Consider the following 12,449-nt stretch of genomic DNA (forward strand, 5'->3'; position numbering starts at 1 on the left):
CCTGACGCTACCGATCAGCCCTTGTTAAACCAGATCCCGCTCAATGATCTTTCCGCTGGCTTTCTCTTTCAAAATTACTTTATTCCGTCCGTCGTGCGTCATTTCCTGTTTGATGAGGTAGTGGTCGGCGTCATATTCAATAAGCGTGGATTCGGGTTTTAGCCCCTCTTGCCCGCGCCAGACCGGTAAGTTTACTTTTTCCCACTGCTTGGTTTCCGCCGATTTATAGGCCGCATCGAGAACGGCATTCACCACATAGCCATCGTAAAACGTTTCAATGGGTTGACGACCTTCTTCTTTTGACTTGAACATATCCGTAAACATGTGATTATAACCCAGGTCGTTTACCTCGTCGCCAACCGGGAACAGCCAGCCCGTGTTGGATTCGGCTTTTTCGGCCACGTAATCAGCGCCTTTTCCCTCGGAGTGTCGACCAGTCGTAAACATTTCGAAACCCGTTCGCAAAAAATTGTTGATCCAGATGGTGCCTTCGGTGCCCATTACTTCGTCGCGGAGATCCATGCCGCCCCGAAAAGTCCAGCTTACTTCGAACTGCCCAATGGCCCCATTTTCGTATTTCACCAAGGCAATGGCGTGGTCTTCGGCATCAATGGGTTTTACCTGCGTAGCGGCCCAGCACATAACCTCTACGGGCTTCACATCTTTCCCGATAAAGCTCCGGGCAATTTCGACACAATGGCAGCCCAGATCGAGCATACAGCCGCCCCCCGCCTGTTCTTTATCCCAAAACCAATCCGAGTGCGGCCCCGGATGTGTCTCGCGGGACTTAGCCCAGAGAATTCGACCCAGGGCGCCGTTTTTAACGCTTTCGAGCGCTTTCAGAAACTTGGGCGTGTAACACAAGTCTTCCAGATAACCGGCGAAAATACCCGCTTCCTCAACCGTCTGCATCATTCGGAACGCTTCATCGGCATTCCGGCCAAGCGGCTTTGTACACACCACCGATTTCTTGTGCTTGGCGCAGAGGTTGACCGCCATTTCGTGAATGTTGTTGGGCAGCGCAATGCAGACCATATCCACATCCGGGTGCGCAATGACGTCTTCCATATTGGTCGAGGCAAAGTCACAGCCGTAATCCGTCGCGAATTTTTGGGCCGTTTCTTCCCGGCGCGCATAAATGGCCACAACTTTATCCCGGCTGCGCTGACCGTGAATGGATTCAGCGTAGAAGCGGCCAATGAAGCCGCCCCCAAGCATAGCAATACGTTGCATAGGTAAGGGGTTAGATAAATGGTTAATCCGTACTTTCGTACCATTAAACTAGAGGGTACCCACCGTATTTTTTACTCATGGTCGAGTTTTTCGATATCCATTCCGTTTTCTTTACGCTGTGGGATTACCCCATGAGTTACCTCGAATTTTTTGGAGTCCTGTCGGGGTCAGTAGCCACCTGGCTTGCCGCACGTGCCAACGTCTGGAGTTGGCCAATCGGAGCTGCCAGTGTGCTTCTGTTCTTCTTTTTGTTCTTTCAGATCCAGCTTTATCCCGACATGTTTCTGCAGGTTTTCTTTTTCATCACGAATCTGCACGGCTGGTGGCGTTGGACTCATCCTGCCTCTCAGGAGGCCGATCAGCATAACGAACTCCGCATCACCCGGCTTATCGGACGACCGCTGGTAATTGTTTTATTTGGTGGGGTGGTGGCTACCAGTGTTCTGGGCGCTTTTGCGAAAAATCTGCATATCTGGTTTCCCGTCCTGTTCAGTCAGCCCAGTGCATTTCCGTATCTCGACTCGTTTACGACCGTAATGAGCATCATCGGCACGTTCATGATGATTCACAAGAAACTGGAATGCTGGTGGATCTGGCTACTCGTTGACCTTATCAGTACCTTCATGTACTTCACCAAGGGCGTCAAACTGGTTGGGGTCGAATACGCCATTTTTTGCCTGATTGCTTTTCAGGGAGCCTGGCACTGGACCCGTGAATATCGGTCATATTCGACTCCATCCTCATTATAGTCCAGTGTACGACTAACAGAAGCCGAAATGCCCGCCCAGGTTACATCCGGATCGCTTACCCCGGTGTAATGACAATCAATTATTCGCGTTTTTTACGTAACAACTACTATAAAATAGTACGTTTCTTAGACACTCAATTATAAGACAAGGCATATTAACTATGACTATGTAAAGAATATTTATTCTTAACCTACTGATAACTATTATATTACCCTATTTGTATTATAACTTTGCATTGAAAACCAAACAGTGAACCCCTATGGCAGTTGCCAAACAATTCCTCAAAAGCAAGCCCCTTGCGAAAGTAACCTTTGAATTGTCGGCCGAAGCCGTCAATGGTGCCAAAACGGTCGCTCTGGCCGGTGAATTCAATGGCTGGGATGCCCAGGCCCTGAAAAAACAGAAAGATGGTTCTTACAAAACTACGGTTGAATTGCCCGTTGGTGGCGAATACCAGTTCCGTTACGTTTTGGATGGCACAACCTGGACAAATGACTCGGCCGCTGACAAGTACGTTCCAAGCGGAGTTTCGTTTGAAGAAAACTCGGTTGTTGTTCTCTAGGAAAGAAAGTAAACCAATAATGGGTGACTGGGCTTGTTGACGAGCCTGATCACCCATTATTGGTTTACTCCGGTACTTTTATACGGTAAAGCTGTCAGACTCGACGTAGGCTTTGATGAGGGCAATTTCTCCTTCTTTCCCCTTCTGCGACTTGCCGTGCTCCATACCGAAGATAAAATCTTTACCCTCGGCCTTTTGCTTCTTGTATAAATACTTGAATATGTTTTTGTAATTGATTTCGCCCGTTGTTGGCTCGTTACGACCGGGATTGTCACCAATCTGAAAGTAGCCAATCTCGCTCCAGCACCAGTCAATGTGCGGGATGATATGGCCCTCGTTTTTCTGCATGTGGTAAATGTCGAACAGAATCTTGCAAGAAGGGCTGTTTACGGCGCGGCAAATTTCATAGGTCTGATCGGATGTTCGCAGAAATAGGTTTGGCGAATCGCTCAGGGGTTCGAGCACCATAGTCAGGCCCGCCGGAGCCAGAATGTCGGCACCCCGGCGCAGGGCATCTATGACGTTACCGGTTTGAATACCAATGGGCAGATTACGCTCAAAATCGCCGGGAACAACCGTTGTAAATTTGGTATTGCAACGCTTGGCAGTTTCCACGGCTTTGCGGCAGCCGTTCAGAAAGATGTCGATAAATTCGGGCTTTCCGGCCGCCAGGGTATTTTGCGAGTTACCGCCCTTTTCGAGAACGAACACCCCCATCGTCATGCCCAGCCGAGCCATTTCTTCCCCGATTTTGGTCTGCATGGCTGGTTCACGGGCCATCATGCCATTGTCTTCCAGCGCCGTAAAACCCATATCGGCCATAAACTTAAGCTGGTCAATGAGGTCTTTACCGGCGCTGTTTTCAAACATGCCGAAGTGCGGAGCGTACTTGAGCTTGAAGGTGTTCTTCGCTACTGAATCCGGCTGCGAATATCGGCTACCCACTACTGATTCACCGGTTACGGCGGCACCTGCCAGGCCAACTGTTGATTTTACGAAATTGCGTCGTTGCATGAGTAAGGATGTGTGAACCCGGATTTGCGTGATTTCTCTGACTGACGATGCTTATCAATGGAAAGCGAACGGCAGAATCAATCAGGAAAATTATACCAATTCCGGTTCTATTTCTTTTTTAAACTTGATAAGTAATCCACTAAATCGACCAGTTCCTGCGTGCTCATGGCCTCCTGTATACCCGATGGCATCATGGAGCTATCCAGTTGCTTCATCGAAACGACGTCCGACATTTTGTAATTCTGCGCTACGCCCCCCGGAAACTTCATCTGTAAATCCGTTTCGGTTTTGCTGGAGACAATACCCGTCATGGCGCTACCATCTTTGAATTTTACCTCCCAGCCTTCGTATCCAAAGCTGATACCGGCATCGGGGTGCAAAATTGCCAGATACTGACCTTCTTTGGGCAGTTTGGATCCAATCTCGGATAGCTTTGGCCCAAAATCCATTCCTTCGCCGTTCACCTGGTGGCAGATGCTACAGTTGTTTTTAAACACCGAAACACCACGGGTAGCATCGCCATTCATTGCGAGTAATTCGTTCAGGGTGGGCAGTTTCTTTCCTTCGGCGCTTTGTCCGCCATCCAAGAAGTTAGCCGCCTGCTGACGAACATTTTTACGCCAGTCGTTGCTGACGCCCTGTACAGCAGCTTTTTTGTAATCGCCCTTTATGTCGCCGGATTTGAGTAAAGCCACGACCATATCGGCCCCTTCCATACTGCCACCCAGCGAGCGAGTCGCTTCTTTACGCAGCGCTACAGACCGTTTGTCGTCCAACGCCACCGTTTTCAGCATATCGATGGACTCTTTATTACCCACCCGACGCAGAGCGACCAGCATATTGGCCGCAGCTTCGGGATCGTTACCGTTCAGCACATCCCAGACCAGCGCGCTGCCCTGCTGCTTGAGCAACTGCCGGGCGGCATCCCGACCCACACCCTCCAGTGGCTTCTGAACCGCCAGTTTGGCCAGACGGGCATTTTCGGATACAGGTTCAAACCGCATGACCAGTTCAACGTATTCGGGGGTTCCGTAAACGTCGTTCATGAGCTTATTCAGTGCAGTTGTCGCCACGGGCGAATTTTTCACAAAAGCCGGATCGAGGTGGCGCAGCGCCAGTTTGGTTACTTCTGTGGAGCCACTGTTTGCCTGCAAAATACCCAGCAACGCATTCGACTTTTCGGTGGCACCCGGATTGAAATCAAACGCCCGGAAATAGCGCAACCGCTGATCGATAGCAACGGCTGGATCGCCCGCCAGTTTGGCCAGCATCGGTACCGACTCCTTCGTACGGGCACGCCAAACAATGTCACGGCCACCCGCATTAGCTAAGGCCGGGGCGTCGTTACGCTCGGTATTCATCTGTTTCACCCAGGCAGTGTAGTATGTATCCCAGTTGGCATCCGCGCCAATACCCAGCGCTTCCAGGTACCAGCGGTCTTTACCATCATACTGACTGGCGAGTTGTGCCCACAGCGCTGGTGCTTCGGGGCTCTGGTTTCGGCGGAGGGCAATGGCACACTCCCGGCGCACCTGCGGATCAGGGTCGTTAACGAGTTGCTTAACGTAAGGAATGATATCGGTTTTGAGCTCGCGGGCGGCACGGAGCGCCGTAATACGAAGATCGGAATTGTTATTTTTCAGCGCCGTTTCCAGGTATTTGGGGCCCTTTTCCAGTTTGCTCAGTAACCAGAGCGCCCGCGCCTGCATTCGGGGATTAGGGGATGTTCGATAGAGGTTGGCCAATGATTTTTCCGCTTTTTTACCCAGACCAGCCAGTTGCTGCCAGCCCGCATAGCGAATCGACATGTTCGGACTCTGTAAAGCCTCAATGGCCCCTTCGGTCGTTGTCAAATCGACTTTGGGCATTTTGTACGGCGAGTTCGGTGGGGCTACCCGGTACACGCGCCCCTTGCTCTGATCGCCCGCCTGGTGGCCACCCACGCCAGGATCGTACCAATCGGCAATAATTAATGATCCATCGGGGGCCACACACACATCGGCCGGCCGGAACCACTGATCGCGAGCCCCTTCCAGCACATTAACAATTTCGGCTTTATAGCCCGCGCCGTCTTTCTGTACGGGATAGGACCGGACCACGTTCGGACCGGCATCACAGTGAATCATTTGATTCCGGAAAACTTCGGGCAATAAATTACCCTCATACACGATCATGCCCGTTGGCGAACCAGCTCCCGTTTGCAGCAGATTAGGAACTACGCCGGGATCATTGAGGTGCCAGTGACGTTTGGGGGTTTCGGACTCAATATTCTCCCGATTGGCCTGCCAGCCTGCCCCCGTCATTTCGTCTGTGTACCCGTAGTTACCGTATTCCATGACGTAGTTAATCCGAACGCTCTTGTTGCCGTCGTCGTCGTTGTCCGACTGCCAGAGTGTGCCATATGAATCGACAGCCACTTCGTAGTTGTTCCGAAAGTTCTGGCCCAGCACCTCCACGTTCTTGCCGTCTGGGTCGCAGCGGAAGACCATGCCCATCTTAAAATTCTGCTTATCGATCGGCTTACCGGTGGCTATATCGATAACGGGCTTACCGTCTTTATCCTTGAGTTGCCCGCCCTCGTTGCCAAAGTTGAAATACCACTTGCCATCTGGTCCGAAGACAAACGTGTGCATGCCATGATCGTGCTGCTCACCGCCAATACCTGTAAAGAGCAGTTCTTTTTTGTCGGCTTTATCGTCGCCGTTTTCGTCGGTAAAGACCCAGACATTCGGGCTATCCGACACGATCACTTTATTGCCCTGTACCCAGATGCCAAGCGGGGATTCGATATCGGCTCCCTGGTAAAATACCTTCGATACATCGGCTTTCCCATCGCCGTTCTGATCTTCCAGAATCACAATGCGGTCGCCTTCTTTACGGGTTGGATTACCGTTAACGGCGGGCCGATAATTATAGGCTTCGCACACCCATACCCGACCACGGGCATCCACGTCAATATCGGTGGGATTCGCCAGCATCGGTTCGGCGGCAAACAGGGTTGCCTCCAGACCAGGGGCTACGTTCAGACTACCAACGGCATATTTGGGATCGTGTTTGTCATCGTCGCTGAGTTGAGTGAACAAGCTTGTCAGATACCGATTGGAAGCCGCGTTAAGGTTCCGGTTCTGATAGGCCCCCATAAAAGCACCGCCTATCACTAAACCGGCGGCTGATAGCGCAATGGCCCGGCGTGCCAAGGCCGAGCGTTTCGGTAATGAAAAATGAGTCATATAGTTGGCCTGATCCGGGAGAACGTTAGCAGTTAACTAACCAGGGAGAAGGCTACCCTTTAAAGTGACGGATCTGGTTATTTATACCCATTTGTACTCAGTTTCTTTCTCGTAAATCCGATAAAATCAGTACCTAAACGATTTTACACTCCTCGACCAATGCAGGCCAATCACGTGATCGGTCCAGATGACTCACAATAACTGCCGTTACTCAAAACGTTACCACGCGTTCGTATGCCTTCTTTGGCTGACCGTTCTGATCAAACAGCAAGGGATAATCCTTCCGGCCAGGAACGGGAAAATTGTCAAGCCAGGAGTATTTGTCAGTCAGGTTCCAGAATGTCACCCCCGTAATCTTGTCGCGGTGTTTGCGAAATACATCGAACACCATTTTGTATTGAGCGGCCTGTTTGTCGTTCATGTCGGAGGTGAACTCGCTTTTGTCAGTGTCCCGGTGAGCGCGTCGTTCATGCTCTTTCGGGTACACTGACATATCGACTTCCGTGAACTGAATCTTGAGGCCCAGACTGGCAAATTTGTTGATAGACTCTTCCAGCTCCTGCGCGCTGGGCTCGTAAATGGACCAGTGCGCCTGTAAACCAACGCCGTTAATGGGTACTCCTTTGTCTTTCAGCTTTTTCAACAACTGATAAATGCGGTCCCGCTTGGATGACGTTTCCGTGTTGTAATCGTTGTAGAACAGTTGAGCCGACGGATCGGCCTCGTGAGCGTACTGGAACGCTTTCTCGATATAATCCTCTCCGATAATTTCGTAAAACTTCGATTTGCGGTAGATGCTTTTACCCGTGTCAGGAACGGCCTCATTGACGACATCCCAGGCGTAAATTCTGCCTTTATACCGACCCACTACGTCGGTAATATGCCGTTTCAGGCGGGCCAGCAATACCTCCCGGCTCACGGTTTTACCCGTTGAATCGGTAAAAAACCAGCGGGGTGTCTGGTTATGCCAGCACAGGGTATGCCCCCGCAGTTTGATGTTGTTTTGTCTGGCAAAGTCGGCGATGGCGTCGGCATCTTTCCAGTAATAGCGGTTCTCTTCGGGATGGATGGGCCCCATTTTCATCGCATTTTCGGGTGTCATACTGCTGAACTGGGCTTTGATCAAGTCAGCATCCGGACCGGGTTGCACCATGCGCGGATTAACGGCCACCCCAATGGGAAAGTAATTTTTGTAGTAATCTTTCAGTCCTTTTTCGGGAGCTACGAACGCAACCGATAAAGCAATAAGGAAGTAAGGAAGTAGTTTTTTCATGAGATTGAGTGTTTTGGGGACAGGATTAACAGGATTTGCAGGATTTTCCAGAATGGTTCTCTGGCAGGATTCCCGTGGTTTTATCCGTAAGAAATCATGGGAATCCTGTTAATCTTGTCGGGAAAAGAACCCTATTTGTACGCGTCAATCGGCTTGATCGTGCCGTCTGGATTATAGATCAGCTCGGTTACTTTTACATTCCGGAGGTGGGTCTTTCCGGAGAGTTGAGTATCGTGGTAGAACAGGTACCATTTTGAGCCCACCTGCACAATGGAATGGTGATTGGTCCAGCCTAGAACGGGTTTCAGCACAATGCCTTTGTAGGTAAACGGACCGTATGGACTGTCGCTGATGGCATAACACAGGTTGTGCGTATCGCCGGTCGAATACGAGAGGTAGTACTTCCCCTTGTAGGTATGCATCCAGGCACCTTCAAAAAACCGTTTATCGTTATCTTTCTCCAGAAATGGTTTACCATTTTCGTCCAGAAGCTGTACCTCCCGAACTGGCTCGGCCAACGATTTCATGTCGGCGCTCAGGCGAGCAACCCGGGGTAGATACGCCACCTCGTCTTTCTGTTTCAACGCCCCTTTCGGGTCGTACTGATTACCGCTCCAGCGCTGCAACTGACCACCCCAGATACCGCCGAAATAGAGGTACGCTTTGCCATCGCTATCCTGAAACACGGTCGGGTCAATGCTGTAGCTTCCCTTCATCGGCTCGGGTTCCGCTTTGAAGGGGCCCGTTGGACTTTTACTGGTTGCGACACCGATGCGGAAAATATCCTGCTTGTCTTTAACCGGAAAATAGAGGTAGTACGTCCCATTTTTGAGGGCTACGTCAGGAGCCCACAACTGCCGACCGGCCCAGGGAATGTCGTTAATGTCGAGCGCTACGCCGTTGTCTTTCACCGGACCACCAATTTTATCCATCGATAGAACGTGATAATCACGCATGGCAAAATGCCCTCCGTCGTCATCCTCTTTCACATCCTTCGCGTCAATATCGTGCGAAGGGTAGATGTAGATTTTCCCGTTGAAGACGTGGGCCGATGGGTCGGCGGTGTAAATATGCGACACCAATGGCTGCGAAATAGGAGTTTTGCCCCCGCTGTTTTGTGCGAAGGCAGGTAGTGCGCAACCCGTTAAGGCGGCCAGGGCAAGAGTTTTGTAGGCGCGTTGCATGTATGGTTGATTCAGTTAAATTAATTAAGCAGGTCGGCTGGTGAGCCATGATGTTGTTACTTGAAAAGCACTTGCGAGAATCCGAACAGATCGTGCCGCCAAACCGGCCAGCTATGCCCGCCCGCGTATTCACTATACTGGTATTTTACGCCCATCTCGTCAAACTTTTTCAGCATAGTCTGGCAATTCTGATAGGCAATATCCTCCTTGCCACCCATCGAAATCCAGAGGTTTTTCAGATTACCGTTGATTACACTGGCGTTCTCTTTCATAAACGCGTATTGGGGGTCCGACAGCTTGGGATTGTTGGCGAACCAGCCCGAACTGAATACGCCCAACGACGAGAAGAGATCGGTGTTTTTGATACCGGCATAGAGCGTCTGTAAACCGCCCATCGACAACCCGGCGAGTGCCCGATTTTTGGCGTCGGTTGCGACCCGGAAATTGCCTTCAACGAAGGGGATCGCACCTTGTTTTAATTCGTTTTCGAAGGCCCGCAGCACAGTTTCGTTAAAGCCCGCCAACCCACCGGAATTACCCATGTTTCCGTCGAGCATGACAATGACCATGGGTTTCGCCTTTTTATCGGCAATCAGGTTATCCAGAATCAGGTTCGTTCGGCCCTGCATGGCCCATCCGCGCTGGTCCTCGCCACCACCATGTAAAATATACAGGACCGGATAGTCTACGCTCGACTGATCGTAACCCGGCGGGGTGTAAACGGACATCTCGCGCCAGGTATTCGACGCTTTGGAGAGGTACCGTTCCGTTCGAATAGCTCCGTGGGGCACATCTTTCAGGGCGTAGTAGCTACCGTCTCTGTCCGGAATTTCAATGCCGCTTGCCGTCCGTCCCATACCGTAAAAGGCTTCGCTGGCCGGGTCAACCACGGGCAGACCGTCAATTAAAAGCGAATAATAATGGAATCCCCGGCTGACGGAATCGGTGGTGACGTTCCAGAACCCGGCCGTATCTTTCGCCATCTCGTATTTTTTACCCAGATCAACCTGCACCTTCTGCGCTTCCGGCGCTTTCACCCGAAATACGACCCGGTTGTCGGGTAAAATCTGAGGGTACTGGGCCGAACGGATATTGGTCGATGCCGGCGAACCCAATACCGTGTATTTACTGAGCGATGCGACGTTGACTGGCTTGAACAGGAACTGCGAAAACATGTACAGGCCGTTTTTCCAGACCTTGAAATCATGCCCGCCCGGCTCAATGTAGTAAACGTGTGGAACGTTGTTCTGGTAGAGATACTCATGCGTTCGCTTGCTGAACGAAATCAGCCCATCCTGATCTCCACACGAAATCCAGAGCAGTTTCAGCTTCTTTTTAGCTTCGTCGGGATTGGGCACCAGCTCTTCGGGGCGTTTAGTGTTGGGCGCTGACGAAAAGCCGCCCACCCAGGCAAACGTATCCAGATTGCCCAACCCAAAATTCAGCGACTGCCCGCCACCCATCGAGAGCCCGGCAATGGCCCGGTGTTCGCGGTCGGTCAGGGCCGGGTACTTCTTCTCGACAAACGGAATCAGGTCGTTGAGCAGATCTTTTTCGAAGGTCGCGAAGGCGTCTACTTTGTCTTTGTCGAAAACGTTACCCACAGCGCGGTCGTCTTTCATGGCCCGGCCGTTGGGCATCACCACGATCATCGGCTCCAGTTTTTTGTCCGCATACAGGTTATCCAGAATGAATTGCGGATTTCCTCCTTTGAGCCACTCCTTCTCATCGCCCCCAATGCCGTGCAGCAGATACAAGACCGGATATTTTTTCTTTTTAGAAAAACCCGGCGGGGTATAGACCAGGGCTTTCCGGGTGGTGCCAACGGTTTTTGACGGATACGATATGCTGTCAATTTTTCCAGCAGCGATCCCCGCGCGCACCTGATCATAGCCTTTCGGCATTTCTTTATCGGCTGGTTGTTGGGCATGGGTCGCTGCCCCCAGCATCACAGCCAGCGCGGCATACAACCATTTTAGAAATAAATTTTTTTTCATATTAAAAGGAAATTTTGACAGGATTGACAGGATGGGTTGGAATTGAAAAATCATATTAATCCCGTCAATCCTGTCGAAAAAATTATTTAAACAGCAATGGAGCTAGTTCATGCAGACTACGACGCCAGGTCTGAAATTCATGACCTGTGTTTTCAGAAACGTACGAAACGGCATTGTATCCGTCCCCTTTCAGATTCATTACCGCCTGTTTTACCCCATCTGGCTTTTCCCGACTGCCGCAGCTAATGAACACAAGTTTTGGTTTTGCCTTGTCTTTCAGATCATCTGGATTGTAGAGACCACCGCTCAGTAATCCGTAGTAGCCAAACACATCCGGCTTATTAAGCGTGATCGTTTTGGTTTCCATGCCGCCCATCGAAAGGCCAGCCATCGCCCGGTTCGACCGGTCGGTGAGGGTGCGAAAATTAGCATCGACGTATGGAATCAGTTCGCCGGTCAGCACCGTCTGGAAGGGCTCAATCTTGAAATCCCTTATTTTACCCCATTTCACTTCGTTGGTCATGCCATAGGTCATCACGATGATAAACGGCTTGCTTTTTCCCTCTGCAATCAGGTTATCCATGATCAGGTTAGCATGCCCCTGGTTGCTCCAGGCCGTTTCGTCTTCGCCCCAGCCATGTTGCAGGTACAATACCGGGTATTTTTTCGACTTGTCTTTCTCGTAGCCCGGTGGTGTATACACGAAAGCCCGGCGCGCTGTGCCGGTACTTTTAGACGGAAAAAGAACCTGCTGCACATGACCGTGGGGTACGTCTTTCAGGGCGTAGAAATCCTGATCATGAGCCGGTATCTCAATGCCACTCTCCCACCGAACGGAGCCGTAAAAATTCAGAGCACCGGGATCGTTGAACTTTCCGCCATCAATCGTCACGTTGTAATAGTGAAAGCCCTCATCCATTGGCCCCTCGGTGGTCCCTGTCCAGAATCCGTCAGCTCCTTTGGTGAGTCGGGTTCCTCCCCGGCCACCCAGACCCAAACTTACCTTCACGCTATCGGCCCTGGGTGCGTTTATCCTGAATCGGGCGTAGCCCTGGGAGTTTACCTGCGGGTATTCCTGGCCCGGCTGGTTCAGAGTGGATGGTTTAAAGTCGTCCACGAGCGCCGACTGGCCAGCCTGTGCAAAACAGTCGGCACTTAATAAAGCGGCTGCAAACAATACAGCGATAGTCTTCCGATTCATTTGTGT

Annotated in this window: 9 protein-coding genes; 2 read left to right on the forward strand and 7 right to left on the reverse strand. The window is 51.1% G+C overall.

From position 1 onward, the window contains the following. Positions 1-24: 24 nt before the first annotated feature. Positions 25-1,233, reverse strand: a complete 1,209-nt coding sequence (locus ACYU87_RS13600) for a Gfo/Idh/MocA family protein (RefSeq protein WP_461134630.1) — start codon at positions 1,231-1,233, stop codon at positions 25-27. 77 nt (positions 1,234-1,310) lie between these two features. On the opposite strand from ACYU87_RS13600, the gene pnuC reads away from it, so the two are divergent. Both pnuC and ACYU87_RS13610 read left to right on the forward strand, forming a co-directional pair. Beyond that, a complete protein-coding gene (pnuC, locus tag ACYU87_RS13605) occupies positions 1,311-1,982 on the forward strand; it encodes a nicotinamide riboside transporter PnuC (protein ID WP_461134631.1) in 672 nt (223 codons plus the stop codon). Positions 1,983-2,241: 259 nt separating this feature from the next. Next, positions 2,242-2,544 (forward strand): isoamylase early set domain-containing protein, encoded by a 303-nt coding sequence (locus ACYU87_RS13610; RefSeq protein ID WP_460936821.1) that lies wholly within the window; start codon positions 2,242-2,244, stop codon positions 2,542-2,544. A 78-nt stretch (positions 2,545-2,622) separates the two neighbouring features. On the opposite strand, the gene ACYU87_RS13615 is transcribed toward ACYU87_RS13610, so the two are convergent. The 6 genes from ACYU87_RS13615 to ACYU87_RS13640 form a co-directional block, all read right to left on the reverse strand. After that, complete coding sequence (locus ACYU87_RS13615; RefSeq protein WP_461134632.1) at positions 2,623-3,558, reverse strand: hydroxypyruvate isomerase family protein; 936 nt, start codon at positions 3,556-3,558, stop codon at positions 2,623-2,625. A gap of 107 nt (positions 3,559-3,665) precedes the next feature. Beyond that, complete coding sequence (locus ACYU87_RS13620) at positions 3,666-6,788, reverse strand: PVC-type heme-binding CxxCH protein (protein ID WP_461134633.1); 3,123 nt, start codon at positions 6,786-6,788, stop codon at positions 3,666-3,668. A gap of 211 nt (positions 6,789-6,999) precedes the next feature. Continuing rightward, the gene (locus ACYU87_RS13625) at positions 7,000-8,061 is read right to left on the reverse strand and encodes an endo-1,4-beta-xylanase (protein ID WP_461134634.1); all 1,062 of its coding nucleotides are present in this window, start codon (positions 8,059-8,061) and stop codon (positions 7,000-7,002) included. A gap of 131 nt (positions 8,062-8,192) precedes the next feature. Beyond that, positions 8,193-9,245: a glycoside hydrolase family 43 protein gene (locus ACYU87_RS13630; RefSeq protein ID WP_461134635.1), complete on the reverse strand. Its 1,053-nt coding sequence runs from the start codon at positions 9,243-9,245 to the stop codon at positions 8,193-8,195. A 56-nt stretch (positions 9,246-9,301) separates the two neighbouring features. Next, complete coding sequence (locus ACYU87_RS13635) at positions 9,302-11,194, reverse strand: alpha/beta hydrolase-fold protein (RefSeq protein WP_461134979.1); 1,893 nt, start codon at positions 11,192-11,194, stop codon at positions 9,302-9,304. A 130-nt stretch (positions 11,195-11,324) separates the two neighbouring features. Then, positions 11,325-12,443 carry an alpha/beta hydrolase-fold protein gene (locus tag ACYU87_RS13640; protein ID WP_461134636.1) on the reverse strand — a complete coding sequence of 373 codons (1,119 nt, stop codon included), beginning with the start codon at positions 12,441-12,443 and terminating at the stop codon, positions 11,325-11,327. Between the last annotated feature and the right edge of the window lie 6 nt (positions 12,444-12,449).

The organism is Spirosoma lituiforme (assembly GCF_054776635.1).

What these genes read in the sequence shown, in the direction of transcription:
- ACYU87_RS13635 (WP_461134979.1), bottom strand. Translation starts at nt 11,194, where the DNA reads ATGCTGGGGGCAGCGACCCATGCCCAACAACCAGCCGATAAAGAAATG.
- ACYU87_RS13625 (WP_461134634.1), bottom strand. Translation starts at nt 8,061, where the DNA reads ATGAAAAAACTACTTCCTTACTTCCTTATTGCTTTATCGGTTGCGTTC.
- ACYU87_RS13610 (WP_460936821.1), top strand. Translation starts at nt 2,242, where the DNA reads ATGGCAGTTGCCAAACAATTCCTCAAAAGCAAGCCCCTTGCGAAAGTA.
- pnuC (WP_461134631.1), top strand. Translation starts at nt 1,311, where the DNA reads ATGGTCGAGTTTTTCGATATCCATTCCGTTTTCTTTACGCTGTGGGAT.
- ACYU87_RS13640 (WP_461134636.1), bottom strand. Translation starts at nt 12,443, where the DNA reads ATGAATCGGAAGACTATCGCTGTATTGTTTGCAGCCGCTTTATTAAGT.
- ACYU87_RS13615 (WP_461134632.1), bottom strand. Translation starts at nt 3,558, where the DNA reads ATGCAACGACGCAATTTCGTAAAATCAACAGTTGGCCTGGCAGGTGCC.
- ACYU87_RS13600 (WP_461134630.1), bottom strand. Translation starts at nt 1,233, where the DNA reads ATGCAACGTATTGCTATGCTTGGGGGCGGCTTCATTGGCCGCTTCTAC.
- ACYU87_RS13620 (WP_461134633.1), bottom strand. Translation starts at nt 6,788, where the DNA reads ATGACTCATTTTTCATTACCGAAACGCTCGGCCTTGGCACGCCGGGCC.
- ACYU87_RS13630 (WP_461134635.1), bottom strand. Translation starts at nt 9,245, where the DNA reads ATGCAACGCGCCTACAAAACTCTTGCCCTGGCCGCCTTAACGGGTTGC.